Origin of the sequence: Streptomyces sp. NPDC028635, from assembly GCF_040637635.1 — a bacterium.
GTDB lineage: Bacteria > Actinomycetota > Actinomycetes > Streptomycetales > Streptomycetaceae > Streptomyces.
The window spans coordinates 410,362-433,536 of sequence record NZ_JBEZWX010000001.1 but is presented as its reverse complement, the minus strand read 5'-3'; the positions used below and the strand labels follow the sequence as shown (position 1 = coordinate 433,536).

At 72.4% G+C, this 23,175-nt stretch carries 17 protein-coding genes; 6 read left to right on the top strand and 11 right to left on the bottom strand.

The window, feature by feature from the left end; translation table 11 throughout:
- The first annotated feature begins 29 nt into the window (after positions 1–29).
- Positions 30–1,799: a DUF4157 domain-containing protein gene (locus AB0E88_RS01495; protein WP_361621910.1), complete on the top strand. Its 1,770-nt coding sequence runs from the start codon at positions 30–32 to the stop codon at positions 1,797–1,799.
- Positions 1,800–1,824: 25 nt separating this feature from the next.
- Here AB0E88_RS01495 and AB0E88_RS01490 read toward each other — a convergent pair whose 3' ends face one another.
- The 4 genes from AB0E88_RS01490 to AB0E88_RS01475 form a co-directional block, all read right to left on the bottom strand.
- Positions 1,825–4,233: an ATP-binding protein gene (locus AB0E88_RS01490; RefSeq protein WP_361621907.1), complete on the bottom strand. Its 2,409-nt coding sequence runs from the start codon at positions 4,231–4,233 to the stop codon at positions 1,825–1,827.
- On the bottom strand, positions 4,230–4,934 hold the full coding sequence (locus AB0E88_RS01485; RefSeq protein WP_361621904.1) for a DUF4255 domain-containing protein: 705 nt from the start codon (positions 4,932–4,934) through the stop codon (positions 4,230–4,232). Before AB0E88_RS01485 ends, AB0E88_RS01490 begins: the two co-directional genes overlap by 4 nt.
- Positions 4,931–8,113: a hypothetical protein gene (locus AB0E88_RS01480; protein WP_361621901.1), complete on the bottom strand. Its 3,183-nt coding sequence runs from the start codon at positions 8,111–8,113 to the stop codon at positions 4,931–4,933. The genes AB0E88_RS01485 and AB0E88_RS01480 overlap by 4 nt, the downstream gene beginning before the upstream one ends.
- Positions 8,114–8,261: 148 nt before the next feature.
- A complete protein-coding gene (locus AB0E88_RS01475) occupies positions 8,262–8,981 on the bottom strand; it encodes a response regulator transcription factor (RefSeq protein WP_361621898.1) in 720 nt (239 codons plus the stop codon).
- A 251-nt stretch (positions 8,982–9,232) separates the two neighbouring features.
- Between AB0E88_RS01475 and AB0E88_RS01470 the strand changes: the two genes are divergently transcribed.
- A complete protein-coding gene (locus AB0E88_RS01470) occupies positions 9,233–10,588 on the top strand; it encodes a hydrolytic protein (protein ID WP_361621895.1) in 1,356 nt (451 codons plus the stop codon).
- Positions 10,589–11,052: 464 nt separating this feature from the next.
- Here AB0E88_RS01470 and AB0E88_RS01465 read toward each other — a convergent pair whose 3' ends face one another.
- Complete coding sequence (locus AB0E88_RS01465; protein WP_361621892.1) at positions 11,053–12,258, bottom strand: cytochrome P450; 1,206 nt, start codon at positions 12,256–12,258, stop codon at positions 11,053–11,055.
- A gap of 399 nt (positions 12,259–12,657) precedes the next feature.
- Between AB0E88_RS01465 and AB0E88_RS01460 the strand changes: the two genes are divergently transcribed.
- Positions 12,658–13,233: a DUF6817 domain-containing protein gene (locus AB0E88_RS01460; RefSeq protein WP_361621889.1), complete on the top strand. Its 576-nt coding sequence runs from the start codon at positions 12,658–12,660 to the stop codon at positions 13,231–13,233.
- A 91-nt stretch (positions 13,234–13,324) separates the two neighbouring features.
- Here the strand turns inward: AB0E88_RS01460 and AB0E88_RS01455 are convergent, their stop codons facing one another.
- From AB0E88_RS01455 to AB0E88_RS01440, 4 genes are all read right to left on the bottom strand, one after another.
- Positions 13,325–13,732, bottom strand: a complete 408-nt coding sequence (locus AB0E88_RS01455; RefSeq protein WP_361621886.1) for a DUF3224 domain-containing protein — start codon at positions 13,730–13,732, stop codon at positions 13,325–13,327.
- Between the two features lie 43 nt (positions 13,733–13,775).
- Positions 13,776–14,363, bottom strand: a complete 588-nt coding sequence (locus tag AB0E88_RS01450) for an SMI1/KNR4 family protein (protein ID WP_361622296.1) — start codon at positions 14,361–14,363, stop codon at positions 13,776–13,778.
- Positions 14,364–14,452: 89 nt separating this feature from the next.
- Positions 14,453–14,977 (bottom strand): SMI1/KNR4 family protein, encoded by a 525-nt coding sequence (locus AB0E88_RS01445; RefSeq protein WP_361621883.1) that lies wholly within the window; start codon positions 14,975–14,977, stop codon positions 14,453–14,455.
- Between the two features lie 91 nt (positions 14,978–15,068).
- Entirely contained in the window at positions 15,069–15,854 is a 786-nt protein-coding gene (locus AB0E88_RS01440) for a helix-turn-helix transcriptional regulator (protein WP_361621880.1), read from the bottom strand.
- 63 nt (positions 15,855–15,917) lie between these two features.
- Between AB0E88_RS01440 and AB0E88_RS01435 the strand changes: the two genes are divergently transcribed.
- Entirely contained in the window at positions 15,918–16,724 is an 807-nt protein-coding gene (locus tag AB0E88_RS01435) for an SDR family oxidoreductase (protein WP_361621877.1), read from the top strand.
- A gap of 250 nt (positions 16,725–16,974) precedes the next feature.
- On the opposite strand, the gene AB0E88_RS01430 is transcribed toward AB0E88_RS01435, so the two are convergent.
- Both AB0E88_RS01430 and AB0E88_RS01425 read right to left on the bottom strand, forming a co-directional pair.
- Positions 16,975–18,546 (bottom strand): prepilin-type N-terminal cleavage/methylation domain-containing protein, encoded by a 1,572-nt coding sequence (locus AB0E88_RS01430; protein WP_361621874.1) that lies wholly within the window; start codon positions 18,544–18,546, stop codon positions 16,975–16,977.
- 68 nt (positions 18,547–18,614) lie between these two features.
- Entirely contained in the window at positions 18,615–19,187 is a 573-nt protein-coding gene (locus AB0E88_RS01425; protein ID WP_361621871.1) for a hypothetical protein, read from the bottom strand.
- 442 nt (positions 19,188–19,629) lie between these two features.
- On the opposite strand from AB0E88_RS01425, the gene AB0E88_RS01420 reads away from it, so the two are divergent.
- The gene (locus tag AB0E88_RS01420) at positions 19,630–20,778 is read left to right on the top strand and encodes a hypothetical protein (RefSeq protein WP_361621868.1); all 1,149 of its coding nucleotides are present in this window, start codon (positions 19,630–19,632) and stop codon (positions 20,776–20,778) included.
- Positions 20,779–21,045: 267 nt separating this feature from the next.
- Positions 21,046–23,034: an FG-GAP-like repeat-containing protein gene (locus AB0E88_RS01415; protein WP_361621865.1), complete on the top strand. Its 1,989-nt coding sequence runs from the start codon at positions 21,046–21,048 to the stop codon at positions 23,032–23,034.
- Positions 23,035–23,175 lie beyond the last annotated feature (141 nt).

The window sequence follows — 23,175 nt, the reverse complement described above, 5'->3', positions numbered from 1 at the left end:
CAGGGGTGTGCCGACGAGGAGGCAGCGCAATGCGAAGGTCCGGGGCGCACGCCGAACAGGACGAGGTACGGCAGGACGCGGACGGCCCGGCCGCCGCCCGCCGCGATACGGGCGCCGGCGCCGCCGTGCCGCCGCCGCTCACCGCCGACGCACTGCGGGCGGCGCAGGGCGACGCGGGCAACGCCGCGGTCTCCGCCATGATCGCCCGCCGGGTCCGTCCCGTGACAGTCGAGGAACAGCCCGATCCGGGTTTGCACGAGGTGCTGCGCGGCTCCGGCAAACCGCTGGCCGCACCGGTCCGCCAGGACATGGAATCGCGGTTCGGGACCGACTTCTCCGACGTGCGCCTGCACACCGGGGCCGCGGCCGCGCGTTCGGCCCGCGCCATCGGAGCCCGCGCCTACACCTCGGGCAGCCATGTCGTCCTCGGCGACGGCGGGGGCGACTCGCACACCCTGGCGCACGAGCTCACCCATGTCGTCCAGCAGCGCCAGGGGCCCGTCTCCGGAACCGACAACGGGGCCGGTCTGAGCGTGTCCGACCCGTCCGACCGGTTCGAGAAGGAGGCGGAGGCCACCGCCCACCGGGTCATGAACTCCCCGGCCCCGGCCCAGGACGCGCACGTGCACTCCCCGGCCCCGGCCCAGGACGCGCACGTCCACTCCTCGGCCCCGGCCCAGGACGCGCACCTCCACTCCTCCGGCGACCTCGGCGTGGCCCGCGCGGTGGACCGCGGGGCGGCGGCCGACGGGCCGGCGGTGCAGCGGGCCGCCGCCGTAGACGTCCAGCGTCTGGAACTCGACATCCAGGGCGGCGGCGCCGAAGGTCCCACCACGATCCGTTCCGCGTCCGACCTGATGGTGTGGCTGGTGGGCCACCCCACCCGTCAGGCCCCGCTCAACTGGGCGGAACCGGCCGTCCTCCAGCGCGTCCTCGCACAACTCCAGCGACTGGACGGCCCCGTGGGCGGCGACGCGGTGTGGGGCGCGGTGCGGTCGGTCGTCGAAGCCCGGGCGCGGGCCCAGCAGGGAAGCGACTCCAGCAGCGATTCCAGCAGCGACAGCGAGAGCGGCGGCGGCTTCTTCCGCCCCACCCGGGCGCGCGGCGACAGCAGCAGCGAGAGCAGCAGCGACGAGGAGTCGGACAGCGCCAGCGTCACCTCCTCCCCCTCCCTCACCGGAGAGGACTGGGACGAGGGCCAGTGGGACCAGGACGACATCGGCCTGGCGCAACCGCACGAGTTCCGCCGCCAGATGCCCGACGACGAGCGCACCCGGCGGCAGGCCGAGATCACGCAGAGCCTGTCCGGCTACCGCCTGGTCGGGTTCCACGGCACCCACGTCGAGAGCATCGGCAGTCTGATCGCGCACGGACCCGACGCGGAGAAGTTCGGCAAGGGGGCCGGCACGGGCAAGGGGAACGGGTTCTACGTCGCACCGGTCGTCGCGCCCGCCGGCAAGTCGGCGTCCGGCACCGGTGCCGCGAAGAAGGAGGCGCGGCAGTGGGGCGGCTTCCTGGTCGCCGTCTATGTGCGCGAGGATGTCGAGGTGGTGGAGGCCGCCGGCGGGTCCGACGACGGGTTCGCGTTCGAGAGCGGAAGCGAGAGCGGCGCCGCCGACGCCTCCGGGCCGGTGATGACGTACCACGGCTCCGACGAACTGGTCATCCCCGAGGAGCTGTTCGGCAGTGTGCGGCTGGTCCGCAACCCGGACGACTTCGCGATGGTGTCCGACCCCGCCCTCGACGCGGTGCCGTACGAGGACGGGGTGAGCGAGTACAACAAGGGCAGGAAGAAGTGACCCGGTCGGCGGGGGCGGCCGCGGCTCAGGCGCCGACGGCCGTCTGGAGGTAGGGGCCGAACTCGCCCTCCAGGACGAGCCGGCCCAGCTTGCGGTACTCCTGCGCGATCGCCGTCACCAGCCCGTGCATGGTGAGCGGCGCGCCGGACTCGGCCGCGAAGTAGGCGGCGGTCACCGCGCACGCCCGGATGGAACCGCCGGCCAGCTCGAAGCGGTCGGCGCAGAAGGCGAGGTCCAGGTCGGCGGCGCGGGGCAGCCGGCCGCCCAGGCAGCGCTCCCACAGCGCGAGCCGCTGACCGGCGTCGGGCACGGGGAAGTCCGCGACCACGTCCAGCCGCCGGGTGAACGCCTCGTCCAGGTTGGCCCGCAGGTTCGTGGTCAGCACCGCGATCCCGTCGAACGACTCCATGCGCTGGAGCAGGTACGCCGACTCGATGTTGGCGTGCCGGTCGTGCGCGTCCTTCACCTCCGAACGCTTGCCGAAGATGGCGTCGGCCTCGTCGAAGAGCAGCACGGCGTTGACCGCGGACGCCTCGGTGAAGATCCGCTCCAGGTTCTTCTCGGTCTCCCCCACGTACTTGTCGACGACCGTGGACAGGTCCACCACGTACAGGTCCATGCCCAGGTCGGCGGCGACGACCTCGGCGGACATGGTCTTGCCGGTGCCCGACTCGCCGGCGAACAGGGCGATCACACCGCGGCCGCGGCCGCCGCCGGGCCGCATCCCCCACTGCCCGAGCACCTGCTCGCGGTGGCGGGCGCGCAGGGCGAGTTCCCGCAGCCGCCGGTGGGTGGCCGGCGGCAGCACCAGGTCGTCCCAGCCGACGCCCGGCTCCACCCGGCGGGCGAGCCGGTCGAGCCCCGCGCCGTTCTGCGCCCGCACGGCGGCCCGCAGGTCGTCGGGGCCGACCGGGCGCCCCGCGGCGGCGGCCGTGCGCACCGCCACGTCGGCGGCGCGGCCCACCTGCCGGGCGTCGAGGCGGTGCGCGGCGACCGCCTCCGCGAGGTCCGGCACGTCGTCGGACGCGAGGTGGGGCACTCTGTCCGACGCGAGGTGCGGCACGTCGTCGGACGCGAGATCCGGCACGTCGTCCGACGCGAGGTTCCGCTTCGGGCCGCGGGTGTCGTGCGCGGCGGCCCGTTCGAGGGCGTGCCGCCAGCGTGCGGCCTGCCGCTCGGGCGACGGCGCCGGCACGGCCAGGGTGACCGGCGTGTCGGCGGCCCATTCCGGGTCCCAGCCGATCGAGCCGTGCGTGATCAGGGGGATGCCGCGCAGCGCCGCGCACACCGCCCGTACGGCGCGGGCCCGTTCGGCCGGTTCCCCGGGGAGCGCCTGGAGGGGGCCGAGGACGACGGCGGCGCCGGTGAGCCGTGCTTCCAGAGCCACCAGACGGGCCAGTTCCGGTACGTCTCCGGGGCGGCGGGCGAGCGCGGCCGCGTCCAGGGCGAGCGGGTGCGGTCCGGCCGTGCGCAGGGCGGCGACGGCGAGCCCGGCGGCGTCGCCGCCCCGGCTGCGCAGATGGACGAGCCCGATGCCGGTGCCGGCCGCGGCCGCCGCCCGCCGTACGTCCGCCGGGTCGGCGGTCGGGTCCGGGTGGACGTCGTCGAGCACGCCGGCGAGCCGGGCGTCGGGCCGGTCGTGGCCGAGCAGGTGCGCGGTGACCCGGTCGGGGACGGTCACCGTCCTGGACAGCGGGGGCCGTTCGGGCTCCCTGACCTCCACCAGGCCGCCGGCGACGAGCGGTGCGCCGGGAGCGAGCCGGAACCGCGCGGCGACCGCTCCGGCCGGCCCGCACAGCTCCAGGGCGAGCCCGACCGTGGGGCGGCGGCGGGTCAGGTCGTCGTTGAGGTAGCCGTAGAGGCGCTCGAACCGGGCGTCGATGTCGGGCGCGAGGGCGACCAGGAGCAGGTCCAGGTCCAGCGGGGACAGCCCGAACCGCCGGGCGAGACGGCCGAGGACGGATCCGGCGGGCGGCTCCCACGGCTCGTGCGGGGGTACGTCGAGGCCGCCCGGCTCGTCCAGGAGCCGGGCGACGGCCTCCGGCGTGAGGTACTGCCCACGGTAGGGATCACCGGGATCGGGATCGCCGGCCCGCCGCCCGGCCACGGCCCGCCGCACCCGCTCCTCGACGACCGCCAACCGCCCCCACAACCCCTCCGCACCACCGGACTCCGACGGCACGGGCGACAAGGTCTCACCGGGGGCACCGACTTGGCCGTCGACGGGCCCGGCGACTACGACGTCGGCGGTGGCCCCGGGCACGGCAGCCGTGGTTGCGGGCGCGTCGGGATCGGCGGGCGCGGCGGCTGACGTGCCGGACGCGCCGGACGCGACGGCTGTGTCCGGCGCGGCAGCGCCCCGCGTGGCCCGCGTCGATGCGGAGGTGACGGGCGTTCGGGCCGTGGTGGGCGTTCGGTTCGGGGTGGAGGTCATGGCTGGCGGTCTCCTCGGCGGCGGCGGGTGGGGGCGGGGCCGCGGTCGCGGGGGCCGGCGAAGCCGTCCGGGCCCGGGTCGGTCGTCTCCCGGTAGCGCAGCCGGCGGCCCGGTGCCGTCCCGCCGTCCGCGCCGCGGGTGGCCGAGCGCACGACGAGGCCCTCGGTGACGGGCGTGGCGGCCGCCCGGGTCACGCCGGCCAGCGGCGCCCGCACCCGGGCCTGGAGCGACGCCTTCAGCTCGCCGCCGAGCGCCGACCACACGTCGGCGGGGGACGGCGTGTACTCCCCGGCCCCGGTGGTGTCCAGTGCGACGGTCAGCCCGAGGTCGGCGAGCGTGCCGGTGAGCAGCCGGGCGGGCAGGGTCTCTGAGGACACCAGCGTCGTCAGCACCTGGGACAGCAGCCGGTGTTCGTCCTGCGGGCGGCTCGCCCACGCCGTGACCAGGTACGTCAGCTCGAACCAGCGCGGCGGGCTGCGCCGTGCCACGAGGTGGCCGTCCGCGTCGTACACCTCACCGGCTCCGCTGCCGCGCCGGGTGGCGTCCTCCCGGATGTCGTACAGGAAGACGCAGACGGTGGGGGCGCTGCGGCGCGCGGCCCAGTCGCGGGTGGGGGCGTCGAAGACGACCTCGACGCCGGATGCCTCGAGACCGGACTCGGCGAGCAGCCGTCGCAGGGCCTCGTCGACCTCGTGGATCACCGGCGGGTCACCTCGTCCGGCGGCTGGATGCTGCCGTTGACCACCAGGAAGTCGGTGGTGACCGGGGAGAATCCGGGTCCCTTGGCGGTGATCACGCGCGGTCCTGTCTGGTCCTTGGCGAGGATGAGGAGCTGGCCGATGAAGGTGCCGTCGGGACCGGGGACGGTCGGCGCCGCCGCCGCGGTGATCCCGGGTTTCCAGGTGAAGCGGACCGGCGCTCCCGGCGGGAAGTCCTTGCCGCGCACGGAGGTGACGAAGCCGGGCTTGCCGATGTCCGGCACCGCGACGATGCGCGGCTGGAGGATGCGCAGCCGTGTCCGGGTGGTGTTGTCGCGCGGGTCGGCGTCGGTGCCGGTGGTGGTGAGCCGGCCGGTGACACGGCCGGTCATCGCCTTGTCGGGGCTGAGCACGACCCGGACGACGGTGCTCGTGCCCGGTTCCAGGTCGGGCAGCGCGCACTCCCAGGAGGCGTCGCAGCCGGGTGGCGGACCGTTGTGGGGGATGCCGCCGGGCAGGCCGATGCGCAGCCGCAGCCCGGTCGCCAGCGCGTTGCGGCCGTTGCGCACGGTGTACGTCACCACGACCCGCCCGCCGACATAGCCGGGGTTGGGCTGTGCGGTGACCCGTACGCCGGGGCCTGCGGCGGGCGCGGGCGGCTCGGGCGGCACGGTGGGCGTCGGCCGGGGCGTCGGAGCCGGGGTCGGCGTCGGAGTGGGGGTGGGGGTGGGGGTGGGTGTCGGCGGGGGCGGCGGTGCGGCCTCGCGCACCGGGACCACGGTCCGGCCGGCGTTGTCGCCGGGCTGCGGGTCGAGCACCGTGCCGGTGACGGACCAGCCGATCGGCTGGTCCCCGGGGGTCAGGCCGGTGAGGGTGACGTCCACGGTGACGGTGGCGCCGGGACCCACGACGCCGACGTCGCAGGTCAGCGCCGTGGCGTCGCAGGTGCCGCCGGGCCAGGTGACGCCGGTGACGCCGACGCCGGGCGGCGGGTCGATGGTCAGGGTGGTGCCGGGGGACGCGGCGGGCCCCTGGTTCACCAGGTCCACGCCGATCGTGGTGGAAGTGCCGACGGTGACCTTCGGGGTGGTGCCGGGCGCCCGGACCGCCAGGTTCACCGACTGCTGGACGCTCGGCTCCTTCTGCCGGCCCGGCAGCGAGGTCATCAGATGGGTGAGCTTCCCGGTGGCGAGGTCCAGCAGCTTCAGTTCCTCGGGGCTGTTGACCGCGCGATCGGGGCGTGCGCTGATCACGAGGCCGGTGCCGTCGGCGGTCCAGGCGGCGTCCCGCGGCTGGAACGGGCCGGTGGCCTCGGGCAGTTCGCGCCGGCAGGCGCCGGGCAGGTCGCGGGCCGTGGGCGGCAGCAGCACCCGGCAGTCGTCGCCGGCCGGCGAGGTCAGGATCAGCCCGGCGTGTTCGTCGATCCGGCCGCCGCCGTTCTTGCGGTTGAAGACGACCGAGCGGCCGTCGGGCGAGAACGCCGGGCTGTCGTCGATGACGTCGCAGGCACCCGGGCAGATCCTGGCGCTCAGGTCCAACTGCCGGTCCAGCCGGCTCACGGGCACCGTCCACACGTGCTTGTTGCCGCCGCCCCCGCCGATCACCTCGTTGCGGGTGAACGCGAGGGTCGTGCCGTCGGAGGACCAGGCGGGCTGGGCGTCACCGCCCGCCCGCTCCCCGGGCGGCGGGGTGATCTCCCCGGTGATGGCACCCGTCGCGACGTCCGCGATCAGGATGCGGCTGGGTCCGCCGACGCCGCCCGGCGAGGTGCGGGTGAACGCGAGGTGCTCACCGTCCGGGGAGAACGTCGGGTCGGTGTCCCAGTCGGTCTCGCCACGCCCCGCGAGGGGCAGCCTGGCCGGGTTCCGGCCGTCGGCGTCCACCATCCAGATCCGTTCGACCCGGCCGTTACCGCCGTCCTCGAAGCGGGTCACCGCGATACGGCGGCCGTCGGGCGTGTAGTTCTGCCGCTCGGTCCACGGGTCGAACTTCGCGGAGGGCCGGAACAGCGGGTCCTTCGCCGGGTCGGTGTTCGTGTCGGCCGCCGGGTCCTCCTTGAGGATCGGCAGCCCGAGGTCGCGCGGGTCGGAGCCGTCCGCCCGCACGTCCTGGAGCGTCACCTGGTGGCCGTCGGCCGCCGTGTCGCGTTCGACGACGGCGCGGCCGCCGTCGCGCGGTCCGAGCCAGGTGACCGAGGTGACCTCACGGTCCTCGCTGAGCACCACCTGGGGCGTGGCCTCGGAATGCGCGGGCACGCGGAACACATGGTCCCAGTTCCCCTCGCAGCTGCACGGCCGGTCGGGGCTGAGGAACAGCACGTCGGTCCCGTCGGGCAGCCAGGTTGCCCCCCGGGTGCGCCAGCCGGCCTGCGCGCCCGCCAGCAGCGGACCGTCCGTGGTCCCGTCGGTCACCCGGAGCCGGGGATCGCGCTGCCCGGTGGCGACGCCGGTGTACGCGATCAGGCCGCGGTGCGCGGCGTCGTCGACCGGGTTGAACACCGGGTCGGTGGCGGTGCCGTTCGCGGGGTCGGTGACCCGGGTCGCGGTCCCGCCGGCCAGGGGCCGTACGTAGATCTGCTCGCCGGCCAGGGCGTCGGCGTCGCTCGCGTACGCCAGGCGCCGTCCGTCGGCGGAGACCGTCGGGCACTCCTCGTTCGCGGGGGTGTCGGTGAGCCGGGTCAGACCGGTGCCGTCGGTGCGCACCAGCCACAGGTCGCGTTGCTTCCTGCCGTCCCGGCCGCCCGGCCCGGACGCGTCGAACACCACGGACCGCCCGCCGGGGGTGAGCCGGGGGTGCGCCGCGTCCATCCCGGCGGTCAGGCGCCGTACGGAGCCGTCGGCCGCGCGCAGGTAGATCTGCGGCTGCCGCTCGTCGCGCAGACTGGCGAAGACCATGAGGTCGCCGAGCGCGGACGGTTGAACGTCCTGGTGGGTCGGTGCCTCGCCGAACAGCGCGTCGGAGCGGGTATCGGTGTCGGTGGCCACCCGGCCGAGACTGCGGTGCCGGGTGCCGGCGTAGGCGATCCGTGTGGCGTCCGCCGGGGCGGCGGCAGCGGCTCTCGGCACGGATCCGGCGTCGCCCGGTCCGGCCGCCGCGGTCACCCCGAGCAGGGGGACCAGCAGCAGCAACGACATCCCGAGTCTGCCCGGGCGGTACCGCCCGCCGCGGCCAGCGGTTCGCATGGAGGTCCCCCTCGCGGTCTGGTGCGGCACACGTGGGTGTGCCCCCCGCCACCCTGCGCCGGACGGACGCCGGACGGCAGGGCGGCGGGGCCGTGTCCGGGGGAAGAGCGCGGTGTGCTTTCGGGCAGCGCGGGGTGCCCGGCCGCCCTCAGATGAGCCCGTTGCGCAGCGCGTACCCCACCGCGTGGGCGCGGTTGCGCAGTTGCAGCCGGGTGGTGATCTCGTGCAGGACGTTCTTCACCGTCCGCTCCGAGTACGCCGTCTTGCGGGCGATCTCAGCGGTGTCCAGGCCCTCCGACACCAGGCGCAGCATGTCCGCCTCGCGGGTGGACAGCGTGGACAGGGACAGGCTGCCCGGGTCGAGGGCGGAGCGCTGCGCGCTGCCGACCTGGCTGAGCAGTCTGCCGAGCAGGTCGCCGGGGAGCACACCCTCGCCGTTGGCCGCGGCCTGGACCAGATGGACGAGCCGGTCCTGGTCGGCCTCCGCGCGCCGCAGCACCGCCGGGACGCCGCACTCCAGGACGCGTTGCAACGCGCCCGAACCGAGGGAGCCGACGACGAGGCCGACGCGGGTGGCGGAGTTGACGCGCAGCCGATTGAGCAGGTCGGCCACGGGGTCGTCGATGGTGTCCACGACCACCAGGGACACCTGCGCGTCCTCGCGGCCGCTGTCGCCGACCAGGTCGATCTCGGGACGCTGGCGTAACTGCTGGACGACGCCGGCGCGCAGGATCGGATCGGCGGCGTAGACGGTCACGGTCACCCGGGGTGACGGGCCCGAGCGGGCGGCCCGTTCCCCGGGAGCGGTGAAGGGTTCGTGGGAGGTGGCGAGGGACATGGCGAAGCTGCTCTTCTCTGCACGGGACATGGATGCGGTCACCTGACGGGACATGGGTGCCGTCACCTGACGGGGCATGGGCGCGGTCACCTGTTCGTGAGCCGAGGGGAGGATCGTCTGGACGGGACGACCCGGCGAAGGCGGCGCGCGGGCGCCGCGGGGTGACGTCAACGACACGGCGCCCACGGTGAGTTGGCGGTGGCCGTGCGGGCACCGGAACTGCCCGGTCGTTGCCCTCGCGCCCCTCGGCGCGGCCGGGCGGACGCTTCTAGCGTGGCGGTGTGACGCCTTCTGCAGCCTCTTCCGGTCCCGGTACGCCCGGACTCGACATCCCGGTCGTGACGGTGGCCCCCGGCGGCACCGCGACGACCAGTCTCACCGTCCGGAACGACAGCGACATCGTCGAGGCCTACAGCCTGGAGGTCGTCGGGGACTGCGCGCCCTGGTCCACCGTGGAACCCGCGCGCGTCTCCCTCTACCCGGGCACGTCCGAGACGGTGACGATCCGGCTGGAGCCGCCGCGCTCCCCGGAGATCCGGGCCGGAGAGACGCCCCTCGCGGTGCGGGTCCTGCCGACCGAGCACCCCGACGGGGTACGGGTTCCCGAGACCACCGTGCACATCGAGGAGTTCCACGAGCTGCGCACCGAGCTGCTTCCGCGCCGGCGGCGCGGCTGGCTGCGCGGCCGGTACCGGCTGGCGGTGCGCAACGAGGGCAACACCCCGGTGCGGGTGGGCTTCACACCGGGCCAGGCGGGCGAGGAGCTGGCGTTCGCGTTCAGCCCGGCGGAGCAGAGGCTGGAGCCCGGCGAGTCGGCGGAGACCGGGCTGCGGGTGCGTACCGGCAAGCCGGTCTGGTTCGGCGCCCCGGTGGTGTGGCCGTTCACGGTGGACGCCGCCGAGACCGGGGAGCTGGAGGAGGCGCGGCCGGACGACAGCGTCCACCGGCCCGCGCTGGAGGCGGAGTTCGTTCAGATCCCGCTGTTCCCGAAGTGGCTGATCGCGCTGCTCGCGGCGCTGCTGGCACTGCTGCTGGCGTGGTTCGCGCTGGTCCGGCCCGCGGTGCGCAGCGCCGCCAAGGAGGCGGCGCACGAGGCGGTGCAGCCGCGCCCCACGACGGCCGGGGAGCAGGGCGACGCCGGCGGGACGGGCGGCGCCGGCGGCGGCGCGAGCGCCCCACCGGGCGCCCGCAAGCCCGGCCAGGGGCAGAGCCAGGGCACGGGGACCGGCGACGGCGGCACCGGCGGCACCGGGGCCGGGCCCGGCACGGCGTCCGGCGGACAGCAGAGCTCGGCGACGATCGACCTGACGACCTCCGGCGGGGAGACCAAGTCCGGGACGTACAAGGTCCCCGAGCAGAGCGTGTTCGGTGTGACGGACATCGTTGTCGCCAACTTCCAGGGCGACGAAGGGGTCATGACGATCACCTTCGGCGACCGCAAGATCACCACGATTGCCCTGGAGACCTTCCGCAACCAGGACTACCACTGGGTCACCCCCATCAAGATCGCCGCCAACGACACCGTGACCATCGAAGTGACCTGTGCGAAGCCGGGCACGCCCGCCACCGGCCGGCGGGCGCAGGGCTGCCACGAGGTGCTGAACGTGAGCGGGCTGCTGGGTCGTACTGACCAGTAGATCGGACGTCGTACTTCCGCATCATTCTCGGTCGGTGGTGACTACATCTGTAAAGAGTGACCGCGGGTTCAGTCCGGAAATCGACAACGCCGGTCCGAAAATGACGCACCATGATCATCATGGCGGCTGTAGGGGCCGGACACATGGTCACGCCGGGCCGGCACGCTCAGGTCCGGGCGGACTCCCCCGTACCCGCAGCGTCGAACGCTCGGGGCGGATGTGGTCGGCAAGGGCGGGTCAGTGAGCCGAGTGGCGTGCGAGCACGGGTCGGGTCAGGCGGATGGGGGCGAGACGCCCGGTTCCGTTGCCCTGACCGGGCGTTTGGGCTCTCCGACTGGGCGGGGAACCAGATGCCGACCGGGGGAAGCAACGACGGCTCGCGACGACCCCACGGTGGGTACGGCAGCCGCAGGGCGGCCGCCGTGCCCGGGTGACGCGGCGCTCGTGCTCGGCGGGGCCCGCGTCTACCAGCGCACCGGCAGCTCGCGCAGGCTCCGCATGAGACTGGTGCGCCACCGCGGTGTGCCGTCACCGTCGAAGGCCAGGCGAGGGAAGCGGTCCAGCAGGATGCGCAGGGCCAGGGTCGCCTCCAGGCGGGCCAGCGGGGCGCCCAGGCAGTGATGCAGGCCGTGCCCGAAGGCGAGGTGTGCGCGGGTCGCGGCCGGATCGCGGCGGATGTCGAACCGTTCGGGGGCGGGGAAGCGTGCGGGGTCGCGGTTCGCGGCGGCGATGGAGAGCACGACACGCGCGCCCGCCGGTATCCGGGTGCCGCCGAGGGTGATCGGTTCGGCGGTGTAGCGGTAGGTGCCCGCCGGTGCCGGCGACTCGAAGCGGAGCGTCTCCTCCACGGCGCCCTGCAGCAACTCGGGGTCGGCGCGGAGCGCGGCGAGCTGCCCGGGATGGCCGAGCAGCAGGTGGACGGCGTTGGCGATGAGGTTGACGGTGGTCTCGTGCCCTGCGACGAGCAGCAGGAAGGCCATGCCGAGCAGTTCCTCCGGGGTGAGCCGGTCGGTGCTGTCCCCGTCGTGAGTGCGGACCAGGGCGTGCAGCAGGTCGCTCTCCGCTCCGTCCCGAAGCCGCCGCTTCTCCTCCGCCAGCCCGGCGAGGTACGCGGCCATCTCCCGCGAGGCGCGGGCGGACTGCTCCGCGTCGTCGAGGGCGACGACCTGCGTGGACCACGCCCGGAAGGCGGCCCGGTCCGCGTCCGGCACCCCGAGCAGCTCGCAGATGATGGTGAGCGGCAGCGGATAGGCGTATGCGGCCACGAGGTCGGCGCGGCCGTCGGCGGCCACGGCGTCCAGGAGCGCATCGGCCGCCTCCTGCACGCGGGGCCGCAGCGCCTGGACGCGGCGGGCGGTGAACTCACGGGCCACCAGTGTCCGCAGGCGGGTGTGGTCGGGCGGATCGACCTGGAGCATGTTGCGGCCCACGGCGTAGAGCCCGTCGTCCTCGAAGTCGGCGGAGTGCCGCACGTCATGGCGCAGCCGGGGGTCGGCGAACGCGGCGCGCACTTCCTCGTGCCCGACGACCAGCCATGACTCGTCCCCGGTCGGGAAACGCACGTGGTGGACAGGCCCGCGGGAGCGCAGCGCGGTGAAGGCGGAGTAGGGATCGGCGGTGAAGTCGTCGGTGAGGTCGGCGAGTCGGACGGTGGGGTGCTGCGTGCGCATCGGCGGCTCCCGGACGGAAGCGGGGAACAGTCCCCGTTTATAAGTCGGGTGCGACCATAACATGAAACGGGGACTGGTCCTCGTTTCGGTCACGGCGCGGAGCCACGGTAGAGGCCGCCGGTGCGCGGGATGGCTGCGTCCTTCGCGGCCCGCCGGCCCGCCCGGGACCGCTGCGTCCTTCGTGGGCCGCCGGCCGGCCCTGGACCGAACTCCCTTCCGTCCGTTGTCGCGTCGCGGACGAGGATCGACGGCGATGTCACGGCCGCGGACATGGACGCGGACACGGACGCAGGAGCCTTCCTGAGCAGGGGGGTTGGAGAGCCTGCGGCCGACGCGCCCGGTGCCGGGGGCACTCGGCGCGGGTTGCCCGGATGTCGCGTCACGACTATGACTCGTCACGTGACGACGACCCCAAGCGAATCCCTGCCCCCCTGGACCCACGTCGAGGACTTCCTGCGCGACCGCGGCGCCGACCGCATGCCCCACCCCGGCGGCACCCTGCTGGCCCATCTCTCCCGCGTCGCCCGTCTGCTGGCCGCATGGGGCGCCGATCCCGACGTCCAGTCGGCGGGGCTGTGCCATGCCGCCTACGGCACCGACGGGTTCGACGAGGCCCTGCTCAGCACGACCGAACGGGCCACCCTGGCCGGCCTCGTCGGCGAGCGCGCCGAGGCGCTGGTCCACCTCTACGGCAGCTGCGACCGCAGCGCCGTGTACCCGCTGCTCGGCGGGGACGCCCCGGTGGTCTTCCGCGACCGCTTCACCGGGGACGAGCACATTCCCTCCGACGCCGACCTGCGCGCGTTCATGGAGATCACCGCGGCCAACGAACTGGACGTCCTCGCGCACAACGAGGACCTGACCGCCCGGTACGGCGCCGCCCTGTACGGACTCTTCGCCCGCTCGCGCGACCTCCTCTCCCCCGCCGCCTGGGCCGCCTGCACCCGGCAACTGGGGCCTGACGCCCGCGCGTGAGCAACGCCGAGGCCGCGGGTCACGAGTCCGTGGGATCACGGGATCACGGGATCGTACGAAGGCCGTGCTCACGGGAGCCGGCCCTCGCCGGTCAGCCGACTTGGTAGTCGAACCAGATGCGATGCGTGCCGTCGGCGTCAACGGCCATGCCGCCGGTCCCGGAGATCCCGGCCAGCTCACCGGTACCGCTGGACGGCACGATGGAGAAGAACTCCGCTGTGCGGTCGCTGCCGGATGTCGTGGCCGAGTGCACGAAGTTGAAGGACCCCTCCCGTCCCTGCAGCGAACCTTCGAACGACTCCATGGCCACATAGGTACCGACGCCGGTCGACTGGTCGAACGCGGCAGTGAACAGGGTCGCCGAACGTCCGACGACCTCTCCCTCGAAGCGCTTCTCCATCCTCGCGACACCTACCGGCAGCCCCGTGGACACAGCAGGCTCGGGCGTCAGCTCAGTCGGGACGAACGCCTTGACGCTGAAAGTTGCCGTAGCTCTCATGCACCGACGGTACCGAGGGGGTCTGACAAACACCGCGGCAGAGTCAGATCTTCGGGGCCATGCGAGGGCGGTCGGGATGGGCGCGAAGCTGCGGTGAGGTGAGTTCGAGGGCCCGGTCGTCGCGCCCGGCGCTCATGTGGTTGAGCCAGCGTTCGTACCATTCGAGGAAGTCGGTGGCGGAGGAGACGTTGGGGCCCCAGTACCCGTCACTGTTCCCGATGAGAACGCGGCCGGTGAGGGGACCGGTCACCGCGATGACGCAGACGTCGGTGCAGCCCATCTCGATGATGTGGAGGAAGAGGTCACGGCCGTGAGCCTTCGGGTCTGTGCCGTTGAAGCCGCGGGGTGCTCCTGGTTCTCCGCGCGGATCCATGACCAGCAGGGAGCATCGCTCCAACGGCATGAGGCCGTAGAAGGGCGCCGCGCCTGAGCTGCCGATGTGCGTGAGGAACTGCCGATAGGCATCGGGCAGGAGGATGTCATGCTCGGCCTCGAACGCAGCGACGCGTGCTTCCGCCAGCTTCGGACCGAGGCGAAACTCGTGGTGCTCTTCTCCGAAGGAGTGGCTGCGCAGGGGTTGGAACGGCATCGCGGCCAGCTTGCGACGCAGGCGGGGTATGCGGGGATCCAAGGTGCATCTTCTCTCGTCTTCGGAGGGGTCGATCACAGGCGCTCGGTCCGCCGGCCGTATCGACGGGTCGGCCCCGGCAGCCGCCTCCCTCAGTGCTCGCAGGGCTCCCCTGCCAACTGGCTGTCCAGTGGGCTGGGGCCGTCCAGTCGGCCTGCGATGCCCTCGGCGAAGTAGTCGCGAACGGACGTGATGGTGGTGGGAGAGAGTCTGCGGCAGCACTCGTTCCCGTCCCAGACCCAGATGCGGCCGTCGGGCGTACGGAAGTCGACGAGCGTCCACATCGCGCAGCCGCGGTCCATGATCGGAACGATGCCCGGCGGGACGGTCTCGTCGTCCGGGTCGTCGGTGGGAGTGGTGAAACCGCGGTAGAGCTCGAGGATGTCCTCGCCATCGCAGAACCAGTGGTCAGGAAGCGGGCTCAGTGAGGCGCACTCCCAGCCGTCGACACCGAAACCGCCGTTGGAGACCTCGGTGTAGAGCCTGCGCAGGAAACGGGGCATCGGATGACAGACCTCCGCCTCGACGGCAGCGATCACTGTGGGAGTCGCCACCGGAGCCAGATTGCCGGCGGGCGTCTGCTTCCTGATCAACGCGAGCAGCTCGTCCTCGGTCATGTCGTCCCCTCGGTTCATCAACACACGGCCCAGCATGAGGCATGTCCGGTAAGGCCGGGTGAGCTCGCGGCATCGGCAAACGCCTGCTGTGTCACAGGAGACGTGTCAGGGCCGTCTCGGACGGGCTTCCGGCCGGTGCCTGGTACACGATGATCACCTGTTGTTCGGCGCCGCCGACGGTGAGCGCCTGCCTGCGCAGGGCGAGGCTGCCGACGACCGGGTGCTCGAAGCGCTTGAGTTCGTCACGGGCGGGCCGTGTCTCGTGCCGCGCCCACAGACGGCGGAACTCCTCGTCCGTCTCCAGCTCGGCGACCAGGCGGACGGTCCTGGGGTCGCGGGGGTCGGCTTCGGCGCGCAGGGCCGCCGCGGTCTGCGCGGCGACCTCGGCCCAGTCGGGGAAGAGCCGGCGGGACGCCGGGTCGAGGAACACCGCCCGGACCAGGTTGCGTCCAGGCTCGTACATCGGGGCGAGCGCGCGGGCGTGCTTGTTCGCCGCCAGCACGTCGAAGCACCGGTCGCGCACGTACGCAGGGCGGTCCGCCCACGCGTCGAGCAGCCGGTGCACGTCCGCGGAGACCTCGGTCCGCGACGGCGGCGCAGGGGCCGGCCCGGCAAGGGCGTGCAGGTGGGCGGAGGCGTCGTCGTCCAGTTGCAGCGCCCGCGCTAGGGAGCGCAGCACCTGGGGCGAGGGGTGCCGGTCGACGCCCTGTTCGAGCCGGACCAGGTACGGCTCGCTGATTCCGGCGAGCCGGGCCAGTTCCTCCCGGCGCAGTCCTGCCACCCGGCGACGTCCGCCCACGGGCACGGCCACGTCCGCCGGAGCGACTTGTCCACGCCGGGCCTTGAGGAAATCGCCCAGAAGATTGTCGGCCGCCATGGTGCGAGGGTAACCCTGCGGGGGTGCTGGCTGCCGAGGTGCGCAGCGCGCAGGCTCGATGCCATGAAGACCTGGTTCATCACCGGCGCGTCCCGCGGCTTCGGCCGTATCTGGGCCGAAGCCGCTCTCGACCGCGGCGACCGCGTCGCCGCCACCGCACGTGATCTCGAGACCCTGCGGCCCCTCGTGGACGCCCACGGGGACGACGTGCTCCCGCTCCGCCTCGACGTGACCGACCGCTCCGCCGCGACTGCCGCGGTGCGGCGGGCCGCCGAGACCTTCGGCCGCCTCGACGTGGTCGTCAACAACGCGGGGTACGGCCTGTTCGGCATGGTGGAGGAGACCACCGAGGAACAGGCACGCGCCCAGCTCGACACCAACCTGTTCGGCCCGCTGTGGGTGACGCAGGCGGCCCTGCCCTACCTGCGGGCCCAGGGCAGCGGTCACATCCTGCAGGTCTCCAGCCTCGGTGGCCTCGCCGCCTTCCCCACGCTCGGGCTGTACAACGCCTCCAAGTGGGCCCTGGAAGGGATGAGCGAGGCCCTGGCCCAGGAGGTCGCCCCGTTCGGGATCCACGTGACCCTGGTCGAACCCGGCCCCTACGGCACCGACTGGTCGGGCGCCTCCGCGGTGCACACCGAGCCGCTTCCCGCCTACGAACCCGTCCGCGCCGCGCGCCGCGCCGGTGCGTCCGCCCGCACGCCTCAAGACGCGCGGGCCACAGCCGCCGCGGTTCTCGCACTCGTCGACACCGACGCACCACCCCTGCGGCTCTTCCTCGGCACCTACCCCTATCCCGTTGTCGAGGCGGCCTACCGCAAGCGGCTCGACGCATGGGAAGACTGGCGCCACCTCGCGTCCCGGGCGTGATCCTCGAACCTCGCCCAAACCCCTTGTGCGCAGGCGACTTGAACGTCATGCTCCCGACGCTGAGACCTGGCCAACCATCAGCTGATCACAGGTCTCAGGTCTCCGGCTTCCGGCGATCTGTTGAGATATCTAGACGCCTCGCTCACCTCCAAGAACGACGAACACGCCGTAAATGAGAAGCTGTGGCCGCCGCGCTGACGGGCCCGTGTCCGTCAGGGCGTGACGGTGATGACCTGTGAACCGGCCAGTCCTAGGCCGATCCTGTCCGGAGCACCGCGAGCGTTCCGTCCGCAAGATCGAGCGCGTACACCTTCGCCGTCGTGTCGTTCACGGCCAGCGCGCCGAACTGACGAGGCGTGCCTAGCGGAGCCTGCGTCAGCAGCGTGGTGCCATCGGCCATCCCGAGGCCGCCCGGCGCGCCGCCGGTGTTCTTCTGTGCCACGAAGACCCTGTTGACGTTTCTCAGCACGGCGATCTTGTGCGCCGCGTTCCCGAGGGCAGTCGACACACCGCAAACCGGTGCCTGCCCCGTGACCGTCGTCCCTACGATCCGGTCGATCCGGCCTCCGGACCCACCGCATTGCGTTCCACCGCCGAGGTAGACGTAGACCGCCCCCGCCGCGGGATTGTAGACCGCAGACATCGCAGCGTAGATCGGCCCCACCGGGTCGTCGATCGCGGTTGAACTGCCGTCACTGGGGTTGATGGCGATCGTTGTCGCGACGCTTTTCCACTGGCCCGGCTTGTCCGGGTCCTGAACGCACCTCTTGGCGAGGAGGTAGACGAGGTTGCGGTGTGGATCGACAACGGTCCTGCCGCGAACGGAGTTGGCGAGGAGGGCGTTCACGTCGGTGGCGCAGCCCGACTTCGTGGGGAACTCCACTACGACCCTGGCCTCGTGGCTCTGCGACGAGATGGCGAAGAGGCCGCTGTTGGTGGCCGGGGTCGCACCTATGGCGTTACCCGACTTTGCGAAGTACACCGCATGATGCTCGGGGTCGAATTGGAAGTCCATGCCGCTGATGTCGTTCACGAGTCCCGAAGCGGGCAAGGGGATCGGCGTCGCCGACGAGCCGCCGGCCGCGATGTAGGCGACCGCCGAGGTAATGGCCGTACTGCCGCCGACGTAGACGTCACCGTTCTCAGGGGAGACGGCCAGACCGCTGACGGTCGTCGTATAGCCGCCGACATGGGTCACTTGATTGCCGTGGACGGTGTCGATGATCGCGACACCGCCCGTACCCCCGACGTAGACCCGCCCCGAGGCCGGGGCGACCGCGATCCGGGTCGGGCTCGTCACCGCGCCGGAGACGTCGATCGGTGAACCGATCGGGGCGTCGGTCCTGCCGTCGATCACGAACACGTTGTTGCTGCCGCTGGATACGACGTACACCCGATTGGCCTTCTCATCGACCGCGAGGTCGGTCGGATTCGCGCCCACCGGGACCGCTTCCGCTCCGCTCTCCGTCGGTGAGGTGTCGTACAGCGTGAACGACGACTTCTCGCCTCGGCCGCACTTGTTCTCCTCGCCGACCGCCACCATGTTGTAAACCGGTTCGCCGGCCAGCAGTCCATCGGCTTGCAGATCATCGACAGTCCCGTAGTGTCCGTGCTTCGCACAGTAGGACTCTTCCGCCGTTCGCAGGGTGGCCGCGTCAGCGGCGACCGAGTTCTTGCGGCCCTTGTCGCCGATGCCCCTGACGGAGAACACCACGATGGCGGAAAGGACGCCCAGGATCACGATGACCACGAGCAACTCGATGAGCGTGAAGCCGTCCTCGCGTCTGGTGCCCAAGAGGAAGGGGCGATGGTGCGGTCTCATGGCAGTCGGGGCTTCCTTCGGTCGATGGGTCACGTCCCGCCTGGGCGCACGCGCGAGCCATTGCCGTGTCACGGCGTTTCCCTTCGCACGGGCTTGACGTCCTTGGGTCCCGGCAGGTCAGGACACGCAATGCCGTTCCCGTCGCCGTCGAGACGATTCGGGTCGGCCGGCGCGAAGCGCAGGACGGCCTGCGCGTCCGCCTGGCTTGCGAAGTCCGGGCAGTCGTAGGCGTCATTGCCGTAGCGCAGGAAGTAGCGAGCGTCGAAGGGCCTCTTGGGCTGTGGGCAGAGGGCACTGCGGGTGTCGCCAGGAACGCACCTGAACTGCCGTGCGGCGCGGGCAACCGGAGTGGTGTCGCGTGGTTCCGGCAGTCCGCGGCATGCGACGCCGCCGCCGTCGTCGAGATGATTCGGATCGCTGGGGTTGGCCCGCAGCACCGCCTGGGCATCCGCCTGGCTGGCGAAGTTGACGCATCGGAAGGCGTTGCCGTGGGTGGTGTACTCCTTCGCGTCGAACACCTTGCTGTGTGGGCAGAGTGCGCTGCGCTGCGTGCCCGGTGTGCACCACGCGGGGTCGGCCTTCTGGGCCTGGGCGGACGCTTCCGACCCGCCGCGCGCGAGCGTCACAACGACCAGCGCCACCGAGGCCACCGCGACTACCAGCGCACCCCACCTGGTCGCACGCGAGCGCGACAGTCTGCTCAACGGTCCCATCACTCGGCTCTGCCCATGGTGTCGCCAGCCCCTCTCGTGCGTCCGTCAACGGGCCGACGACACACTTGTCCGCCGGCCGGTTGCAGGTTGGATACGTGCATTACATGCACAGCGAGCGCGGTTGTCAATCATTGACTACTGGGCTCCCAAGTGAGCACCATGCAGGCAGGTGCGGCACGATCACGCCGGGAAGCCCCGCAGATGCCAGGATTTCTGGCGTATCTGTCGACCCCCGTCTGCGGGGCCTCGTGCGTCGGCCGCCATTCACCGGATCGATCAGGAGTAGCAGATGCAACGAAGGTCCAGACGCTCTCGGAGCGCTCCGAACTCCGGCATCACCGCGATGCGCCGGATACGGAACGCGTTCACGGTGGGCGCCCTCGCGACAGCACTGATCACCGTCGCGGCACCGACAGCACTCGCCACGACGAATTCGCAGGTCGGCATCGCGAACAACATGTATCCCGCCGTGAAGGACATGAAGGGCACGATCGCATCACTGGAGACGTTCACGCCGTTCACCGCGAACTCCGCCTCCCAGGTGGGCGGTTTCTGGAACAAGCCGGCGATCGATACGTCGACGATGCGGGGGATCACGTCGGGAAGTCTGCGTCAGCAACTGAAGAGCGCCGGCCCCTACACCACGTGCAACCCCTCTTCGTCGAACAACTGCGTCGACGGGCCGTTGCATATCGACGCGTTCCTGTCGGCGGACGAGGCCAACGTGGACGCGGTCATCCCGACCTCGGTCGGCGGGACGTGCACGGCGAGCGCCAGCGTCGAGTGCAACGGCGACATCAACAGCAAGCACGCCGTGGCCATCGGGCACCTGGCGATCTACAGCTGCAGCGGCAACTGGGCGGGCTCGACCAAGGGTGACGACCCGTCCAACGGCGGTAGCCCGCCGCTGCCGTTGGGCGCGGACGCCAATGGCAGCGGTAACGGCAAAGCGCAGTCGCCTCGTTGTGACGCTACGCCGATCAACGGCGGCGCTCCCACGACGATCTCGGGGGTGGTGAGCTGGCTTGCGACGAGCGGGCACCGGATAGCGGTCGCCGATCCGGCCTCGGCCCCGTTCGGGGCGGCGTCCAAGCAGGCGCTGACACAGAACGGGTTCTCGTGGGTCGACAGCGGGACGGGGCAGAACGTGTTCCGCGGAAGTGCGTGCGACAGCGCGGGTACGGCGTGCAAGGTGCGCCTGGAGTCAGGGATCAGCCAGGTGCGCGGCGCGGTGACGGCGAACGCCGGAGGGAACACCCAGCTGGGTCTCGTCGCGAAGTCGAACGTCGTGCACGTGAGCTGGACGTCGAGTTCACTGAACGGCACTACAGGCAATGACCCCAACACGTGGACCGAGCTCGATCCGAGCGCGTACTCCGGTTACGGGGACATCGAGCAGTACGGCGTCGCCCTGAACGGCGGCAACACCGGCGCAGCGGCTGCCTGGAACGACCTCTTCACCAACCAGTGGGACTTGGACACCACCATCCAGTCGACCCTGGCCGCCTACGGTTACTAGGCGAGCCTGAGCACGAGGCAACGGACCGTCGGCCGGGAGCACATGCCCGGCCGGCGGTCCCGGTCTGGCGGCACTCGTCACCTGGCCCCCGCCGACCGGCGAGAGAACCGCCGGCGTGCGCGTCCCGCGGCGACACCGACGCCCTCGCCTCCGCCGCAAAAGCTGTCAAACGATGACTACCGGGGGCCGCCGTCCAGCGTCGACCGGTCGCCTCGGCACAGTACGTTACCGATTTGTTTTATCAGGCCCTGAGGAGGGGCCTCACCCATGAGCAGATCACCACGTCGGAACCTCCCGCCGGACGGCCGCGCAGGCGCCGTCACGCGCGGTCGCTCACCCCGCGTTCCGGCGCTCATCTTCGCGGTGGCGACCGTCGTCCTGGCCGCCGGCCCGGCCTCGGCGACCGGCGCCGACACCACCGGCTTCGCCACCGCGGTCAACCTCGACGACACCGGCCGCGGCAGCTCCGCCGTCGCCGTCGGCGATCTGAACGACGACGGGAAACCGGACCTCGTGACGGCGATCCGCGCGGAGGGCCTGGGCGTGTTCCTCGGCTCGGGCGGTGGCGGCTTCGGCGCCGTGACCAAGTACGCGGCGCCGCGCACCGCGTCGAGCGTCTTCCTCGGCTCCGTGGCGATCCGCGACGTCAACGGCGACGGCCACAGGGACGTCATCAGCCAGGACGCGCGTGGCAACGTAGCCCTGGTCTGGCTCGGCGACGGCTCCGGCGCTCTCGGCGCCGGCGCGGCGGTGCAGCTCAATCCGACGCCCGGGTGCGACAGCACCGGCGACAACCCGTGTGTCGTGCGCTTCCCGACCGACATCGCCACGGGCGACTTCGACGAGGACGGCAAGCCGGACCTCGCGACGTCCAACGCGAACACGAACAACGTCTCGGTGGTGCGCGGCAACGGCGACGGCACGTTCGGCGCCGCCACGCAGTTCGCACTGAACGGCGGTTCCGGCCCGCAGGGCATCGCGGCCGCCGACCTCGACGGCGACGGCCATCTTGACCTTGTCACGTCCAACTCGTCGACCGGCACGCTCTCCGTGCTGCCGGGCGACGGACACGGGGGCTTCGGCACGGCGTCGAGCGTCCCGGCCGGTGTGGCCCTGCCGTCCAAGCTCAAGCTGGCCGACGTCAACGAGGACGGCAAGCTGGACGCCGTCGTCGTGGCCCCCGGCTCGCCGGGGCGCGTCGCTGTCCTGCTCGGTAACGGCGCGGGTGGCTTCGGCACCGCGAGCGTCCTGTCGGCGGGGGCGAACCTCACCTCCGCGTCGGTGTCCGACCTGAACGGCGACGGCCACGCCGACCTGGTCGCGTCCAGCGCCCTCTCGGCCGAGGTGGTGGTGCTCGAGGGCGACGGCACCGGTGGGTTCGGCAGCCCGCTCGCCTTCGGGCTGAACGGCGGCAGCAACCCGCAGGCCACGGCGGTGGCCGACCTCGACGGTGACGGGCGTCCCGACGTCGTCACGGCCAACAGCAACAGCTCGGCGACGTTCGTCAACGACGCGTCGGTGCTCCTCAACACGACGAACCGGCCACCGACGGCCGCGAACGAGTCGTACGGCCACGTCGGCGCGGACACCCCGCTCGTCGTCGGCGCTCCAGGCGTCCTCGGCAACGACACGGACCCCGACGGCAACACGCTGACGGCGTCGGTCGTGACCGGCCCGGCGCACGGCACCCTCACGCTGAACCCTGACGGCTCGTTCGGCTACCAGCCCGACAGCGCCTACGTCGGAAGCGACAGCTTCACCTACAAGGCGACCGACGGCACGGACGACTCGAACGTCGCGACCGTGTCGATCAGCGTCTCCGCCGGCTGTCACGGTCTCGCCGCGACGATCACCGGCAACGGGGCCGTGACCGGCACGAGCGGCGCCGACGTCATCGTGACCGGCAACGGGAACGACAGTGTCAGCGGCAACGGCGGAAACGACACGATCTGCACGTTCGGTGGCAACGACGCCGTGTCGGCCGGCAGCGGGGACGACTCCATCGACGGCGGTGACGGCAACGACGCCGTCAGCGGCGGTGACGGCAACGACGCCGTCCTCGGCGGCACCGGCGACGACGCGCTCTCCGGTGGCGCCGGCAACGACACCGTGGTCGGCGGCGCCGGCAACGACACCCTGGCCGGTGGCAGCGGCACGGACGTCTGCGCCGGCGACGCCAACGGCGGTCCGGCGCTTCCGGGTACGGATTCCGTCGCGGTCGGCGGCTCCTGCGAGACCGTCGTCGAGGTGCCGTAGCCGACGAGCCGGTTTCGGCGGCTGCCCGGGATACGCTGACGGGACGTCGCGGGTTCGGCGATCGGATCCCTCGATCGCCGAACCCGGTTCTCGTGCCGGCCGGTACCGGCCCAGTCGAGCCGTGGCACGCACCCGGCGGGG